This window comes from Amycolatopsis regifaucium, assembly GCF_001613935.1.
GTDB classification, from domain to species: domain Bacteria; phylum Actinomycetota; class Actinomycetes; order Mycobacteriales; family Pseudonocardiaceae; genus Amycolatopsis; species Amycolatopsis regifaucium.
In genome coordinates, this window is the sequence record NZ_LQCI01000050.1 from 22453 (window position 1) to 36368 (window position 13916).

General features: G+C 68.2%; 14 protein-coding genes and 1 pseudogene. 10 read left to right on the forward strand and 5 right to left on the reverse strand.

Annotated elements, in window-relative coordinates; translation table 11 throughout:
- Nucleotides 1–86: 86 nt before the first annotated feature.
- The gene (locus tag AVL48_RS32900) at nucleotides 87–548 is read left to right on the forward strand and encodes a GNAT family N-acetyltransferase (protein ID WP_061981545.1); all 462 of its coding nucleotides are present in this window, start codon (nucleotides 87–89) and stop codon (nucleotides 546–548) included.
- Here AVL48_RS32900 and AVL48_RS32905 read toward each other — a convergent pair.
- Entirely contained in the window at nucleotides 526–1479 is a 954-nt protein-coding gene (locus tag AVL48_RS32905) for a helix-turn-helix transcriptional regulator (protein ID WP_061981544.1), read from the reverse strand. The genes AVL48_RS32900 and AVL48_RS32905 overlap by 23 nt on opposite strands.
- Nucleotides 1480–1542: 63 nt before the next feature.
- Here AVL48_RS32905 and AVL48_RS32910 point away from each other — a divergent pair, with 63 nt between their 5' ends.
- The 4 genes from AVL48_RS32910 to AVL48_RS32925 all read left to right on the forward strand — a co-directional run bounded on the left by AVL48_RS32910 (nucleotide 1543) and on the right by AVL48_RS32925 (nucleotide 4558).
- Nucleotides 1543–2673: an epoxide hydrolase family protein gene (locus AVL48_RS32910; RefSeq protein WP_061981543.1), complete on the forward strand. Its 1131-nt coding sequence runs from the start codon at nucleotides 1543–1545 to the stop codon at nucleotides 2671–2673.
- Nucleotides 2673–3758: a winged helix DNA-binding domain-containing protein gene (locus tag AVL48_RS32915; RefSeq protein ID WP_061981542.1), complete on the forward strand. Its 1086-nt coding sequence runs from the start codon at nucleotides 2673–2675 to the stop codon at nucleotides 3756–3758. Before AVL48_RS32910 ends, AVL48_RS32915 begins: the two co-directional genes overlap by 1 nt.
- A gap of 76 nt (nucleotides 3759–3834) precedes the next feature.
- Nucleotides 3835–4131 (forward strand): hypothetical protein, encoded by a 297-nt coding sequence (locus AVL48_RS32920; RefSeq protein ID WP_061981541.1) that lies wholly within the window; start codon nucleotides 3835–3837, stop codon nucleotides 4129–4131.
- Between the two features lie 52 nt (nucleotides 4132–4183).
- Nucleotides 4184–4558, forward strand: a complete 375-nt coding sequence (locus AVL48_RS32925; RefSeq protein ID WP_061981614.1) for a PH domain-containing protein — start codon at nucleotides 4184–4186, stop codon at nucleotides 4556–4558.
- A 122-nt stretch (nucleotides 4559–4680) separates the two neighbouring features.
- On the opposite strand, the gene lpdA is transcribed toward AVL48_RS32925, so the two are convergent.
- From lpdA to pip, 4 genes and pseudogenes are all read right to left on the reverse strand, one after another.
- The gene (lpdA, locus tag AVL48_RS32930; protein WP_061981540.1) at nucleotides 4681–6066 is read right to left on the reverse strand and encodes a dihydrolipoyl dehydrogenase; all 1386 of its coding nucleotides are present in this window, start codon (nucleotides 6064–6066) and stop codon (nucleotides 4681–4683) included.
- Between the two features lie 51 nt (nucleotides 6067–6117).
- Nucleotides 6118–6891 carry a lysophospholipid acyltransferase family protein gene (locus AVL48_RS32935; RefSeq protein ID WP_061981539.1) on the reverse strand — a complete coding sequence of 258 codons (774 nt, stop codon included), beginning with the start codon at nucleotides 6889–6891 and terminating at the stop codon, nucleotides 6118–6120.
- A 63-nt stretch (nucleotides 6892–6954) separates the two neighbouring features.
- A complete protein-coding gene (locus AVL48_RS40910; RefSeq protein ID WP_425266088.1) occupies nucleotides 6955–7362 on the reverse strand; it encodes a nitroreductase family deazaflavin-dependent oxidoreductase in 408 nt (135 codons plus the stop codon).
- 69 nt (nucleotides 7363–7431) lie between these two features.
- A pseudogene (gene pip, locus AVL48_RS32940) lies at nucleotides 7432–8367 on the reverse strand (prolyl aminopeptidase); the annotation flags it as partial.
- Nucleotides 8368–8405: 38 nt separating this feature from the next.
- On the opposite strand from pip, the gene AVL48_RS32945 reads away from it, so the two are divergent.
- The 5 genes from AVL48_RS32945 (at nucleotide 8406) to AVL48_RS32965 (ending at nucleotide 13915) form a co-directional block, all read left to right on the forward strand.
- Nucleotides 8406–9446 carry a LacI family DNA-binding transcriptional regulator gene (locus AVL48_RS32945; RefSeq protein ID WP_061981538.1) on the forward strand — a complete coding sequence of 347 codons (1041 nt, stop codon included), beginning with the start codon at nucleotides 8406–8408 and terminating at the stop codon, nucleotides 9444–9446.
- A 78-nt stretch (nucleotides 9447–9524) separates the two neighbouring features.
- Nucleotides 9525–10676 (forward strand): dihydrodipicolinate synthase family protein, encoded by a 1152-nt coding sequence (locus AVL48_RS32950; RefSeq protein WP_061981537.1) that lies wholly within the window; start codon nucleotides 9525–9527, stop codon nucleotides 10674–10676.
- The gene (locus tag AVL48_RS32955; RefSeq protein ID WP_061981536.1) at nucleotides 10676–11482 is read left to right on the forward strand and encodes a sugar phosphate isomerase/epimerase family protein; all 807 of its coding nucleotides are present in this window, start codon (nucleotides 10676–10678) and stop codon (nucleotides 11480–11482) included. The genes AVL48_RS32950 and AVL48_RS32955 overlap by 1 nt, the downstream gene beginning before the upstream one ends.
- A 182-nt stretch (nucleotides 11483–11664) precedes the next feature.
- The gene (locus AVL48_RS32960; protein ID WP_061981535.1) at nucleotides 11665–13137 is read left to right on the forward strand and encodes a nitrilase-related carbon-nitrogen hydrolase; all 1473 of its coding nucleotides are present in this window, start codon (nucleotides 11665–11667) and stop codon (nucleotides 13135–13137) included.
- Between the two features lie 76 nt (nucleotides 13138–13213).
- A complete protein-coding gene (locus AVL48_RS32965; protein WP_061981534.1) occupies nucleotides 13214–13915 on the forward strand; it encodes a response regulator transcription factor in 702 nt (233 codons plus the stop codon).
- The last annotated feature ends 1 nt before the right edge of the window (nucleotide 13916 follow it).

The window sequence follows — 13916 nt, forward strand, 5'->3', positions numbered from 1 at the left end:
TTCGTTCCCCCGCTGTGGAACCCACTGTGGTAGCTCCAGTTAACTGGAGGTCAAGAGTTGTCGGTGTGACGTTCTAAGCTGCGGGCGTGACGAGCTATCGCATCTCCAGGGCAAGCGCATCCGACGCGGGCAAGGTGACCACGCTGCTGCGGGAATCGGCCGCCTATCAAGGGGAATACGCGTCGATTCTCGAGGGTTACCGGGTCACCGAGGACTATCTCGCCACCCATCCCGCGTTCGTCGCCCACGCACAGCGGGAGGTGGTCGGCTTCTACAGCCTGATCGAATATCCGGCCGAGCTGGACCTGCTGTTCGTCGCCGATTCCGCACAGGGAACCGGCATCGGCGCGTGGCTGATCGAGCATATGCTCGGCCAGGCCGCGGAACTCGGCATGACCGAAATCCGCGTCGTCTCCCATCCCCCGGCCACCGGCTTCTACGAGCGGATGGGCGCGCGCCGCGTCGGTGTCGTGCCGCCACAGCCGCCGAAAATCACCTGGGAGCGCCCGGAACTGGTCTTCGACGTCAAGCGTCCACCGCACGGCTGAACCGGTCGATCAGCTTGCGCAAGTGCCCGGCGAATTCCGGTGAGTCGACGACGTCGAAGTCGGTGTCGAGCAGGCCGAGGTAGAGCGCCAGGTACTCCAGTGTGTCGGCACCGGCTTTGAGCAGGCAGGTCCGCTCGTCGACGGCCTCGACCACGACGGCGGGCGGCACCTTCGCCGCGGCTTCGGCGGCCGGGGCGTGCAGCCGGATCGTCGCGTGGTGCCGCCACAGCGCCGCGCCCACGCCGCGCTGCAGGTAGGCGACCACCCCGCCTTCGGGTGGTTCGCGCGGCTCGAACCGGCGTCCGTTGGGGGTACGCGGCCGCATCCGGTCCGCGCGGAACGTACGCCAGTCCCGCCGGTCGGCGTCCCAGCCGACGAGGTACCACCGGCGGTTCATATGCACGACGCGATGCGGTTCGACCTGCCGTCGCGTCTCGGATCCGTGGTGCCCCAAGTAATCGAACCGCAGGGTCTCGCGGTCACGACAGGCGTTGGCGATGACGGTGAGCACCTCGGCGTCGACCGTGGGGCCGCCGCCCTGCACCGCGAGCGTCGCGGAATTCAGCGCCTTGACGCGGCGTCGCAGCCGCGAGGGCAGCACCTGCTCCAATTTCGCCAGCGCGCGGACCGACGTCTCCTCGATCCCCGCGATCGTCCCGCCCGCGGCCGTGCGCAGCCCCATCGCCACCGCGACGGCCTCCTCGTCGTCGAGCAGCAGCGGCGGCATGGCCGCGCCCGCGCCCAGGGTGTACCCACCCGAGACGCCGGGAGTGGCGTCGACCGGATAACCCAGTCCGCGCAGCCGCTCGACGTCGTTCCGGATGGTCCTCGTCGTGACGTCGAGCCGATCCGCCAGTTCCGGCCCGGTCCAGACGCGTCGCGCCTGCAACAGGGAAAGGAGGCGCAGCAGTCTCGCCGAAGTTTCAGCCATGAATCCCACCTTGTCCGCAATCGCGGAACGAACCTTTCCGCAATCGTTCCTAACGTAGTCCTCATGACCGAGATCAAGCCCTTCCGCATCGCCATCGACCAGGCCGAACTGGACGACCTCACCGACCGACTGGGCCGCACCCGCTGGCCGCGCGAAGTCACCACCGACTGGAGCCGAGGCGTTCCGGTCACCTATCTCAAAGGACTGGCCGAGTACTGGGCCGACGGCTTCGACTGGCGGGCGCAGGAGGCGGAACTGAACGAGATCCCGCAGTTCACCACCGAGATCGACGGCCAGACCATCCACTTCCTGCACGTCCGCTCCGCCCGGCCGGACGCGCTGCCGCTGATCCTCACGCACGGCTGGCCGAGTTCGCCGTTCGAATTCCGGAAGGTCATCGACCTGCTGACCGACGAGTTCCACCTCGTCATCCCGTCCCTGCCCGGTTACGGCTTCTCGACGCCGGTGCGAGGCCCCGGCTGGGGCAACCTGTTCCGCGTCGCGCAAGCGTGGACGACGCTGATGGACCGCCTCGGCTACGAACGTTTCGGCGTCCACGGGACGGATGCCGGCGCCGGGGTCGCGGGCATCCTGTCGATGATCGCCGCGCACCGCACGGTGGGCGTGCACCTGACCGGCACCAGCGCGGGCATGCCGTTCGGCCCCGCCGTCGACCTGGCCGGTCTCTCGGGAAAGGACCGCGAACGCGGCGAACGCTTCAACCGGTTCCAGTCCGACGGCCTCGGTTACCTGCACCTTCAGGCGACCCGACCGCAAACGCTGGCGTACTCGCTCAACGACTCCCCCACCGGCCAGCTCGCGTGGATCGTGGAGAAGTTCGCCGAATGGACGGATCCGGCCAAGGCGCTGCCGGACGACGCCGTCGATCGCGATCATCTGCTGGCCGCGGTCAGCCTGTTCTGGTTCACCGGCGCGGGCGCGTCCTCGGCGCATGCCACGTACGAGGGCATGGAGGTCTACCGGCAGATGTCCCAAGGCGGCTGGGACGGTGAAGCACCCGCCGGACCTCCTCGCGGCATCGCCGTCTTCGCCGGGGACACGACGATCCGGAGCCTCCAGGACGGCCCGGTGGAACACTGGTCCGAATACGACACCGGTGGTCATTTCCCGGCGATGGAAGTCCCCGAACTGCTTGCCGGAGATCTCCGTACCTTCTTCGGGAGGCACGGCTGATGAAGACGGAAACCTTGAGCCCGCGCGCGCTCAACCGCGCCACCCTGGCCAGGCAACTCCTGCTGGACCGCGCCGATCTCCCCGCCGTCACCGCGATCGAGCGGCTGGCCGGCCTCCAGGCGCAGGCACCCGACTCGTCCTACGTCGGCCTGTGGTCACGACTGCGGGATTTCCAGGTGGACGAACTGGCGAAACCGCTGGCCGCCCGCGAAGTCGTCCGGTCGACGCTGATGCGCGGCACCGTGCACCTGGTGACGGCCGAGGACAGCCTCGCGCTGTGGCCCACGATCAAATCGGTGATCGAACGCGGTTTCCTCGGCCACTACTCACGGGAGATCGCCGGACTCGACCTCGCCGCGATCACCGAAGCGGGACGGGAACTGCTGGCCGAACGACCTCGCACGCGCGCGGAGATCCGGACCGCGCTCTCGGAGCGGTGGCCTGAGGCCGATCCGGTCACCCTCGCCTACGCGGTCAACAGCCATCTCCCTCTCGCGCACGTGACACCGCGGGGGCTGTGGGGCCAGACCGGTCCGGTGGCGTTTTCCCTGCTCGAACAGTGGGTCGGCGACCCGATCACGGACGGCATCTCGCTGGACGATCTGGTGCTGCGCTACCTCACGGCCTTCGGCCCGGCGACCGTCCGCGACGCGCAGGTCTGGTCAGGGCTGACCAAGCTCAAGGAGGCCTTCGAGCGTCTCCGGCCACGGCTGCGGACCTTCACCGACACCGAGGGCAAGGAACTGTTCGACCTCCCGGACGCGCCACGACCCGACGCGGACACCCCGGCTCCCCCGCGGTTCCTGCCCGAGTACGACAACGTCCTGCTCTCCCACGCCGACCGCACGCGCGTAATCCCGGACGGCCGCCGTGTACCCCTGCCGCCCGGAAACGGCGGCCGCCGGGGCACCCTGCTCGTCGACGGTGAATTCCTGGCCATTTGGGCGATCAAAGGGGCGACACTGACGATCGAATCACCGAAACCGTTGCGGGATCAGGATTCGATAGCCGAAGAGGGCACTCGGTTGCTGGAATTCGTAGTGCCCGGTCAGAGCCACGACGTGCGTTTCGGCATCGGCGGGTAACGGTCCGGCCTTTTGCCGTAACGACGGGCGGCGTTCGGGCGAAGCATTGCCTTGAAGAGCCTGAAGGGAGCGGGCGATGGGCAAGAACTACGGATTCATGACGGTGGTGGCCGGCCTGTGCGCGCTCGCGGTCATCGCGGTGGCGGCGGTCATGCGCTACCCGAACACGTCGGACGTCACGGCCGTGATCACCGCGGCGGGAACGGTGATCGGCACGGTGGTAGGCGCCTTCTTCGGCGTGAACGCCGCGTCGGCAGGACGCGTGAAGGCCGAGGAGAGCCGGGACCAGGCGACGGCGGCACTGGTGAAGGTCGCCGGGGAAGCGGACAAGGGCAGCGACGTGGCGAAGGCGGCCATGGAAGGCGTCAACTGATCGTCCTTTATGGACTCACCGCCGTCGCGCGGAAGTCCGTACTGTGGAGACCATGATTGACTTCTCCAAGGACACCGTCTTCAAGCTCACGCCGTGCAAACCGGGGGACATCGCGCCGACGGTGCAGCCGATCATCATCCCGGGCGAGCAGATCCTCTCCTCGTTCAAGGCGATGCGGGACTTCGTCGTGTTCACGAACAAGCGGCTCATCGCGGTGAACATCCAGGGCATGACAGGCAAGAAAAAGGACTTCACTTCGCTGCCGTACAGCAAGATCCAGGCGTTCTCCATCGAAACCGCAGGCACCTTCGACCTGGACGCCGAACTGGACCTGTGGTTCAGCGGCCTGGGCAACGTACGCCTGGAATTCCGGGGCTCTTCGGACATCCGGGCGATCGGGCAGCTGATCGCCACCCACACGCTCTAGGGTTTCGCGTTCAGTCGACTACTTGCGGCTGGCTTGGGGTGACGATGGAGGAATCGGGACGTTGAGTGTCCCGATTCCTCCATCGTCACTGGGCCGTCTCGCCCACGGACGCACTCGCGTCACTACATGTTGATCATGTGGCCCGCGAGGCCGTGCACGGCTTCCTTGACCGCTTCCCCGAGGGTCGGGTGAGCGTGCACGTTCCGCGAGATCTCGTGCACCGTCAGGTCCCACTGCTGCGCCAGGGTCAGTTCCGGCAGCAGTTCGGTCACCTCCGGGCCGATCAGGTGCGCGCCCAGCAACTCACCGTGGGTGGCGTCGCTGAGGATCTTCACGAAGCCGACGGCTTCGCCGAGGCCGTGTGCTTTTCCGTTGGCGGTGAAGGGGAATTTCGCCACCTGGACGTCGAAGCCCTTTTCGCGGGCCTGTTCCTCGGTCCAGCCGAAGCTGGCGATCTGCGGCTGGCAGTAGGTGGCGCGCGGGATCATCACGAAGTCGAGTTCCATGGTCTCGGCGCCCGCGATGGTCTCGGCGGCGACGACGCCCATGGACTCCGACGCGTGCGCGAGCATCAGTTTCGCGGTGACGTCGCCGATGGCGAAAATGTGCGGGACGTTCGTGCGGCCGCGCGAGTCGACGGCGATCGCGCCGCGCTCGGTCAGTTCGACGCCGGTCTTGTCCAGGCCGTATCCCTCGACGCGCGGCTGGAAACCGATGGCCTGCAACACCTTGTCCGCTTCCAGGACGCGTTGCTCACCGTTCTTCGACACGGTCACGAGCACCTGCTCCCCGGTGTCGTCGATCGTCTCGACCTTGGTGGAGGTCAGTACCTCGATGCCGAGCTTCCGGTAGCGGCGGGCGAGTTCGGCGGAGACCTCGGCGTCTTCGAGCGGGACCATCCGGTCGAGGTATTCGACGATGGTCACCTTGACGCCGTAGTTGTGCAGCACGTAGGCGAACTCGACGCCGATGGCGCCCGCGCCGGCGATGACGATGCTCTCCGGGAGCTCGTTTTCCATGATCTGCTGTTCGTAGGTGACCACGCGGTCGCTGCGCGTGGTGCCCGGGAGCAGGCGCGCGGTCGCGCCGGTGGCGATGACGCAGTTGTCGAAGGTGATCTGCTCGCCGTTGACCTCGATGGTGTTGGCGTCGAGGAAGGTGCCGTGCCCGTCGTATTCGGTGATCTTGTTCTTCTTCATCAGGAAGTGCACGCCCTTGACGCGACCGTCGGCGACCTTGCGGCTGCGGTCGAAGGCGGCCTGGTAGTCGAAGGTGATCTTCCCGTCGACCTGGATCCCGAACGACTTCGCCTCTTTGGTCACGATGTGCGCGAGTTCGGCGTTGCGCAGCAGTGCCTTCGACGGAATACAGCCGACGTTGAGGCAGACCCCGCCCCAGTATTTCTCTTCCACGACCGCCGCGCTCAGCCCCAGTTGCGACGCCCGGATGGCCGCCACGTAACCGCCGACCCCGGCGCCCAGAACAACGACGTCATAGTGTGCGCTCATACCTCGAAACCTACCCCTCACCGGGACGGTCCGAAGGGTGAGACTGCCTACTCAGGCGGGCGGGCGGGCGCCCCGGATCTCCACCAGCAGGTCCGTCACCGCGGTCATGATCCGTTTGGTCGCCTCTTCCAGCACTTCACGCGACGGTGAGGGGGTCACGAGGTCCGAAAGGTCGACCGGCGGACCCGCGACCAGGTTCACCGTCTTGCGCGGGAAGCCGCGCGGGAGCACCGCGTCGGACGGCAGCAGGTGGTGCGTGCCCCAGTTCGCCAGCGGGATCACCGGGACGCCGGTCTCCAGCGCGATCCGCGCGATTCCGGTCTTGCCCCGCATCGGCCACCCGTCCGGGTGATCCGTGAACGTCGCCTCGGGGAAGATGACGACGCACTCACCCTCACGCACGGCTTTGACGGCGTCGCGGTACGCGCCCGCCGCCGTCGGTGCCCCGCGGTGGACCGGGATGTGCCCGCCCGAACGCATCACCGAGCCGACGACCGGCGCGTCCCACAGGCTCGCCTTCGCCAGGTAACGCGGCACGCGCCCGTGCGCGAGGCAGTACGCCGTGACCGTCGTCGGGTCGGCGAACGAGAGGTGGTTCGACGCCACCAGGAAGCCACCCGAAGCGGGGAGGTGCTCTCCCCCGCGTACCCGGAACCGGGTGAACAGCACCAGGAACGGCCAGACCACGTTGATCGCGAGGCTGAACCAGGCGCCCCGGCCGACGCGGTTGAAGCGCCGGCCGAAGGCGATCATCTGGCGGAAGGTCAGCAAGTCACCCGAAACGGGCCTCAATGCGGTCCAGCGTTCACGAGGTCTCAGCACCATGGACGTAATTCGTAGCCGAATCCGGTCCGGTTCGGCTGGAACCCGCCGTGAACGCGGTGCGGATCACACGCGTTCGAGGACCACCACGGGGATCTCGCGGTCGGTCTTCTTCGCGTACTCGTTGTAGTCCGGCCAGACCGCGGCCAGCTTCTCCCACAGCTTCGCGCGCTCTTCGCCCTCCACCGTCCGGGCGCGCGCGGTGAACTTGTCCGCCTTGACCTGGACCTTCACCTCAGGGTTCGCGAGGAGGTTCTTGTACCAGCCCGGGTGCTCCGGCGCGCCGCCCTTCGACGCCACGATGACCGGGTTGTTTTCGCCGTCGAACTGGTAGATCAGCGCGAACTTGCGGTCCTCGCCGGTCTTGCGGCCCTTGGTGGTGAGGACGAGGCAGGGCGCGCCCTTCTCCCAGTCGTGTCCCACCTCGCCGTCGGTCTCCTCGTAGCGGCGGACGTGCTCGTCACCGAAAAGCATGTGTGCGTTCCTCTCCTGGTCCTGACGTGTAGCGGCGCCCTGCCAGTTTGACGCGAGCCGGTCGGTCGCGCTGATCAACTCGTGCAGGGTGCCCGGTTCGTCGAACGCGTGACCCGAGTCGCCGACCATCACCAGTTCCGCACCGGGGAGCACCTGGCTGAGCTCCCACGCGGTGATGGCCGGGGTGACCACGTCGTAGCGTCCCTGGACCAGAACGCAGGGAATACCCTCAAGCTTCCCGGCGTCGCGGAGCAGCTGATCTTCCGCGAGCCAGCCGCCGTGCCGGAAGTAATGGTTCTCGATTCTGGCGATCGCGAGCGCGAACTCCGGCTCGGAGAAGGCGTCGATCACTTCCTCCTGCGGACGCAGTTTGACCGTTTCCCCTTCCCACCGGCTCCACGCGACCGCGGCGGGTCCGTGCACCGCGGGATCCGGATGGTGCAGGAGGTCGTGATAGACCTCGATCAGGTTCTCGTGGCGGCGCGAATACGGCACCGGATCCAGGAAGCGCGACCACGCCTCGGGGAAGAGGAAAGCCGCGCCCCCGCCGAAAAGCCATTGCAGTTCCTTCACCCGCAACGTGGCCACACCGCGCAGGACGAGTTCCGTGGCCCGTTCCGGATGCGTCTGGGCGTAGGCCAGCCCGAGCACGCTCCCCCACGAGCCGCCGAAGACCATCCAGCGTTCGATGCCCAGATGCTCGCGCAGCCGCTCGATGTCCTCGACGAGATGCCAGGTCGTGTTGACCGAAAGATCCGCCTCCGGTGTGGCACAGTTCGGGGTGCTGCGCCCGCAGCCGCGCTGGTCGAAAAGGACGATCCGGTAGCGCTCGGGATCGAACAGCCTGCGGTGTCTCGGGCTCGAACCACCTCCCGGACCACCATGCAGGAAGATCACCGGTTTGCCCTCGGGATCGCCGCATTCCTCCCAATAGATCTCGTTGCCGTCACCGACAGGCAACATCCCTTGGACGTAAGGTTCGATTTCCGGGTAAAGGCCGAGCATGTCCGCCACTATGCCCGAAACGCCAGCTTGGAGGATCGATGAAGGCCCGCCCCCACGTGACGCTGGAAGATGTGGCGCGCACCGCGGAAGTGTCGCTCGCGACGGCGTCCCGCGTACTCAACGGCACCGCCACCGTCCGGGGGGATCTCCGCGAACGGGTGATCGCCGCGGCCGCCGACCTCTCTTATACCCCCAATGCTCACGCTCAGGCATTGGCCGGTGGCTCACAGCCGACCGTCGGGGTGATCTGCCATGACGTCGGCGATCCCTATTTCGCCGCCATCGCGGGCGGGATCATGCGCGTGGCGAGCGAGAACGACCTTTTGGTGATGCTCGCGAGCACGTTCCGCGACCCGGCCAAGGAGGTCGCCTACGTTTCCACGCTGCGCGCCCAGCGCGCGTCGGCCATCCTGCTGATCGGCTCCGCCTTCGAGGACAAAGGGTGGGAGAAGGCGATGGCCGCCGAACTCGAGCCGTACCGGCGCGGCGGCGGGCATGTCGCCGCGGTCAGCAGGCATCGCGGGCTCAAAGTGGACACCGTCCAGCCCGACAACCGGGGCGGCGGCGCCGCTTTGGCGAAAGCCCTCCTGGAGCTGGGACACCGGCGGTTCGCCGTACTCGCCGGGCCGAGGAGCCTGACCACCGTCGTCGACCGGCTCGAAGGCTTCGCCGCGGAATTGCGGGAAAACGACGTCGAACTGGCCGAGGACGACGTCGCCGAGGCGGCGTTCACCCGCGACGGCGGCTACCAGGCGATGGAGAAGATCCTCGCCCGGCCGCGGAAGCAGTGGCCGACGTGCGTGTTCGCGGTGACCGACGTGATGGCGATCGGCGCGATGGCCGCCTTGCGCGACGCCGGCGTCTCCGTGCCCGGCGAGATGTCGATCGCCGGCTTCGACGACATCCCGGTAGTGCGCGATCTCACGCCGTCGTTGACCACCGTCGCGCTTCCCTTGGAGAAATTGGGCGAACGGGCCATGGACCTGGCGCTCAAGGCCGCTCCCGGCACCCGGGCGCGGGTGGTGCGGATGTCCGGCGAGGTCGTCCGGCGTCGCAGTACCGCCGCCCCCGCGCGCTGAACCTCTTGTGTGCGGCCCGCGGGGTGACTTACCGTGGCACGAGAAAGCGCTTTCTCACGCTCGCGCCACGGAGACCCGATGACCTTGATCGCCCTGCCCACCGCCGATGGCGGACTGGTGGAGTGGACGCCGCAGGGGGCGGAAACGCCCGCGAAACCGGCGTCACCACCGACCTCCCGGATCGCCTACGCGGCCGCGCACGTGGTCGCCGACCCGCTCGCCGCCGCCGACCCCGAAGAAGGCGCGGTCCTCGACTGGGACACGACGCTCGCCTTCCGCGAGCACCTGTGGTCCTGCGGCCTCGGCGTCGCCGAAGCGATGGACACCGCGCAGCGCGGGATGGGCCTGGACTGGGCCACCACCAAGGACCTCATCCGGCGCACGGGTGCACTCGCCGCCGGGCGACCCTGGGTCGCGGGGGTCGGGACCGACCAGCTTCCCGCCGGTGACGCGACCGCAGAGTCCATTTTGGACGCTTGGCGTGAGCAGCTGGACCTGGTCGGCGGAGCCGGGGCCATCCCGGTCGTGATGGCCAGCCGCGCGCTGGCCGCGTCGGCGTCCGGCCCCGAGGATTACCATGCCGCGTACGGGAAACTGCTCTCCGGCGCGGATCGTCCGGTGCTGCTGCACTGGCTGGGCGAGCAGTTCGACCCGGCGCTGGCCGGATACTGGGGGCACGCCGACGTCCGTGCCGCCGCCCGCGAACTGGGCAGGCTCTGCGCCGACCACGCGGGAGTGATCGCGGGGGTCAAGGTTTCGGTGCTCGACGCCTCGATCGAGACCGAGTTCCGCCGCGCGCTGCCCGAGGGCGTCGCGTGTTACACCGGTGACGACTTCAACTACCCGGAATTGATCGCCGGGGACGACCAGGGTCACAGCGAAGCGCTTCTCGGCATTTTCGACGCTGTCGCGCAGGTCGCCGGCGCCGCGCTCGCCCGGCTCGACGAGGGCGACACGGCCGGATTCCACGAGTTGCTCGACCCGACGGTGGCGCTCAGCCGGGCGATCTTCCGCACCCCCACGAGGAACTACAAGACCGGCGTCGTGTTCCTCGCCTACCTCAACGGGCACCAGAACCACTTCCGCATGGTCGCGGGCCGCGAATCGGCCCGGTCCATCACGCATCTGGCCGAACTGCTGCGCCTGGCGGACGCGGCCGGCGTCCTCGCCGATCCCGACCTCGCCGTCGCGCGGATGCGTCCGCTGCTGGCCGCGGCGGGGGTGTCCTGATGGACCGGTTGAGCCTGAACCAGATCACCACCAAGGCTTGGTCGCTGCCGGAGGCAGTTGCGGGGTGCGCCGAGGCGGGCGTCCGCTGGATCGGCCTGTGGCGGGACAAGGTCGCCGAGACCGGTGTCGAGGAGACCGCCAGGCTGCTCAAGGAGTACGACGTCGGCGTGTCGTCGTTGTGCCGCGGCGGTTTCTTCACCGGGATCACCCCGGAAGGGTCCCCTGTGGACGGTGTGGCGCAGACCCGTGAGGCGATCGACGAAGCGGCCGCGCTGGGCGCGGACGTGCTCGTCCTGGTCGTCGGCGGCGTGCACGGCGACCTCGCGACCTCCAGGCAGCGCGTCGCCGACGCGGTCGGCGAACTGGCACCTTACGCCGGTGAGCGCGGCGTCCGGCTCGGGCTGGAACCCCTGCACCCCATGCAGTGCGCCGAACGATCAGTGCTGTCCACAGTGGACCAGGCACTGGCGATCGCGCTGGAGCATCCGGCCGATCAGGTCGGCGTGATCGTCGACGAGTTCCACGTGTGGTGGGATCCGCGGATCGAGGAGTCGATCGCCGCGGCGGCGGGGCGGATCGCCGGATTCCACGTGTGCGACCAGAAGGTGCCGTTGACCGACACCCTGCTCGGTCGCGCGCTGCCCGGCGACGGCCCGATCGACCACCGTCACCTGAAGGCGTGCGTCGAGGCCGCCGGGTACACCGGGCCGATCGAGGTCGAGGTGTTCGACGCGGATCTCTGGCGCCGTCCCGGCGGCGGGGTGCTCGCGGAGACGATCGCGGCTTATCGCGACCACGTCGCCTGACGAAAGGCGAAGGGGCCGCGGTCTTGCTCGCGTGAAGTACATGATGGCCCCCTTCCTTGCGCTAGGCGCAATGAAGGGGGCCTTCATGTACTGGGGCCTCTTCGGCAGACCTGACGAAAGTAAGGCCCCCGCCTTCCCTTGGTGCGATGTCCGGACAGGCGTTGTTTCCTAGCGTTCGCGGTATGAATCAGAGGCTGCTCTGGTGGCTGGGCACCGCGTTGCTCCTGCTCGCCGTCCACACCGACTGGAACGTCCCCCTCGCCGCCTGGGTGTTCCCGATCTTCTTGCTCCACTACGCCCGGCGGGCGCCCCTCCGGCGCGCGGTCCTGATGGTCGGGCTGTCCCTGCTGATCGGGCAGGTCTTCTGGCTCGGTGGCACCGGACTGCTGTTCGTCCTGCCGGCGTTGCTCGCCTTCACCTTGCTCGTCCTGCTGCAGACGACCGCGTTCGCGGCCGACCGGCTGCTCGCCGAACGCGCCGGTCCGGTGGGGACCTTGGTGTTCCCGGTGACGCTCGTGGCGGGCGAGTACCTCTTCACGCTGATCACTGGTTTCGGCGACTTCGGCGCGCTCGGCAGCACGCAGTCCGGGAACCTGCCGTTGCTCCAGGTCGCGTCCGTGACCGGCGTGTATGGCCTCACCTTCGTTCTCGCGTGGTTCGCCTCGGTGGTGAACAGCGGCTGGACGGAAGGGTGGCCGCAGGTCAAGCGCTCGATCCTCGTCCACGTTTGCCTGGTCGTCGTGGTGTTCGCCGCGGGCGGCGCGCGGTTGCTGTTCGACGCCCCCACGACCCGGACGGTGCGGATCGCCGGGATCAGCCCCGCCGCGGAAGCGGACAGGGCGAGTTCCGACGCACTGGAACGGATCGGCGTGAAATATTGGCGTGCCCAGGAAGTGAGCGCGGCCGACCCCGCCGCCGTCGGCGCCGCTTTCGCGCCGGTCACCGAAGATCTCGTCAGTAGGACCCGGCGGCAGGCGTCGGCGGGCGCGAAGATCGTGGTCTGGCCGGAAACCCACGCCCGCGTACTGGAACGTGATCAGGCCGCGCTGCTGGACAGGGTCGGTGCTGAAGCGAAGCAGGCGGGTATCCACGTCGCACTCGCCTACGCGCTCTACACCGCGCAGGCTCCCTACATCCGGAACGTGGCGGTACTCGTCGACCCCTCCGGCGAAGTGCGGTGGACCTACGACAAGACGCATCCGACGCCGATGGAGCCGATGACGCCCGGCTCCGGCGTCGTGCCGACCGCGGATTCGCCGTATGGACGGCTCGCGACGGTCATCTGCTACGACGCGGACTTCCCCGATTTGGCGCGTCAGGCCGCGGACAAGGACACCGCGCTGCTGCTCGTCCCCGCGAACGATTGGGCGGGCTTCGCGACCCTGCACGCGGAGAAAGTGACGTTTCGTGCCGTGGAAAGCGGTTTCCCGGTGTTCCGGCAGGCCACCCACGGAATCTCCACAGCTGTGGACAGCCAAGGACGAGTGCTGGGGAAAGCGGACTATTTCCGCACCGATCAGCAGACCCTCGTCGCGGATCTGCCGGTACAGCCGCGAACACACACCGTGTACGGCACGATCGGGGACGTGTTCGCCTGGCTGTGCCTCGCCGCGGCCGTGCTCTGTCCTTTATGGACATACCGACGGAACCGTTAGCGCCCCGTTACAGAACGGGTGGTCTTCGTAACGTCTTACCCGAAAAGAACAGTGTTCAACGGTTAAGCTCCGACGCATGCCGAAGCTGCTGGTGGTGGAAGACGACGACGCGATCGGCGGCGTCCTCGAATCGACCCTGCGCCTGCACGGTTACGAGGTTTCCTGGCAGCGTGACGGGCGCACCGCGCTGGCGGCCGCGGCGGCCGGGGACATCGACTTCGTCCTGCTCGATCTCGGTCTGCCGGATCTGGACGGGGTCGAGGTCTGCCGTCGGCTGCGCGCCGAACTCCCCGGTGCCGTCCTGGTCATCCTCACCGCCCGGCAGGAGGAGATGGACGTCGTCGTCGGCCTGGAGGCCGGGGCCGACGACTACCTCACCAAACCCATCCGCCTCGGCGAACTGCTCGCCAGGGTGCGGGCGCATCTGCGGCGCGGGACGGCGCCGCCGGAGAGCAGGCCCGCGATCGCCGTCGGACATCTGCGCGTGGACACCGCCGGACGGCGGGTCAGCGTCGGCGGCCGGGAGATCCCGTTGCGGGCCAAGGAGTTCGACCTGCTCGCCCGGCTGGCCGAACAGCCGGGTGTCGCGGTCAGCCGGGACACCCTGATGTCCGAGGTGTGGGACGCGCACTGGTACGGCTCCACGAAGACCCTCGACGTCCACATCGCCGCGCTTCGGCGGAAGCTGACCGAATCGGCGCCCACCCCCGAGCAGGCGCCGCGGATTTCGACGCTGCGCGGCCACGGCTACCGGCTCGAACAGCCCTTCGAAGGCTGAG